Annotated in this window: 1 protein-coding gene and 1 pseudogene; both read left to right on the forward strand. The window is 63.6% G+C overall.

Going from position 1 to position 1,115, the window contains the following annotated elements:
* Window positions 1-219, forward strand: a pseudogene (locus I8N66_RS37445) (efflux RND transporter periplasmic adaptor subunit); the annotation flags it as partial.
* The coding region (locus I8N66_RS37450; RefSeq protein WP_291165619.1) for an efflux RND transporter permease subunit at window positions 216-1,115 on the forward strand (900 nt) is incomplete at its 3' end. The pseudogene I8N66_RS37445 and the gene I8N66_RS37450, both read left to right, overlap by 4 nt.

Consider the following 1,115-nt stretch of genomic DNA (forward strand, 5'->3'; position numbering starts at 1 on the left):
CCGCTCGCGGCTGTGTTCAAGGATGAGGGGCAGCCCTCGGTCTGGCTCATCGACGAGACGCATGGCCGCTTGATCAAAAAAGGCGTTGAAGTCGGCGCATGGACCGAGACCTCGGCCATCGTCACGAGTGGACTAGAGTCCGGCCAGACGATCGTCGCGACGGGCGCGCATAAGCTCGACGCCGCCATCCCCGTTCGTATCATCGAGGTCGTGCAATGAACGCTCCCATAGAGCCAGATCATGCCCCTTCGCGCGGCAACCTCTCTGCCTGGGCCGTCGCTCATCCGGCGCTGGTCCTCTTCCTCATCATCGTGCTCTCGGCGGCTGGACTTTTCAGCTATCTCAATCTCGGTCGCGCCGAGGATCCGTCGTTCGCCATCAAGACCATGGTGGTCAGCGCGGCCTGGCCAGGCGCCACCGCCGAGGAAATGCAGGACCAGGTCGCGGACAAGCTCGAGAAGCGTCTGCAGGAACTCGAGTTGTTCGACTACGTGAAGACCTACACGCGCCCGGGCGTCACCGTCATCCAGATGCAGCTCAAAGACCGGGCGCGAGGGCAGGACGTAGACGATGCCTGGTACCAGGTTCGCAAAAAGCTAAACGACACCAAGCCGACGCTGCCGCAGGGCGTGCAGGGTCCCTTCTTCAACGACGAGTACGGTGACGTCTATTCTGCGGTCTATATGCTTTCGAGCGATGACGTCACGCTCGCCAAGCTCAAGGATTACGCCGAGATCGTGCGCCAACGCCTGCTGCGGACGCCCGGCGTCTCCAAGGTCGATATCGTGGGCGTACGTGAGCAGCGCATCTTCATCGAATTCAGCCACCGGAAGCTCGCCACGCTGGGCATCACGCCGCAGGCGATCTTCGATAGCGTGGCGCGTCAGAACGCGGTGACGCCGGCCGGCACCGTCGAGACCAGCGCCGACCGCATCGACGTACGCGTGACCGGCGCGTTCAAAGGCGAAGCGGCCATTGCGGAGGTGCCGATCGAGGCGGGCGGGTCCACGTTCCGGCTGGGGGACATTGCCACAATCAAGCGCGGCTACGAGGATCCTCCGAGCAGCATCGTCCGACACAACGGGGCTGAGGCCGTCGGCATCGTCGTGGCCATG

This window comes from Ensifer sp. SSB1 (assembly GCF_016652895.1).
In the GTDB taxonomy this organism is placed as follows: Bacteria; Pseudomonadota; Alphaproteobacteria; order Rhizobiales; family Rhizobiaceae; genus Ensifer.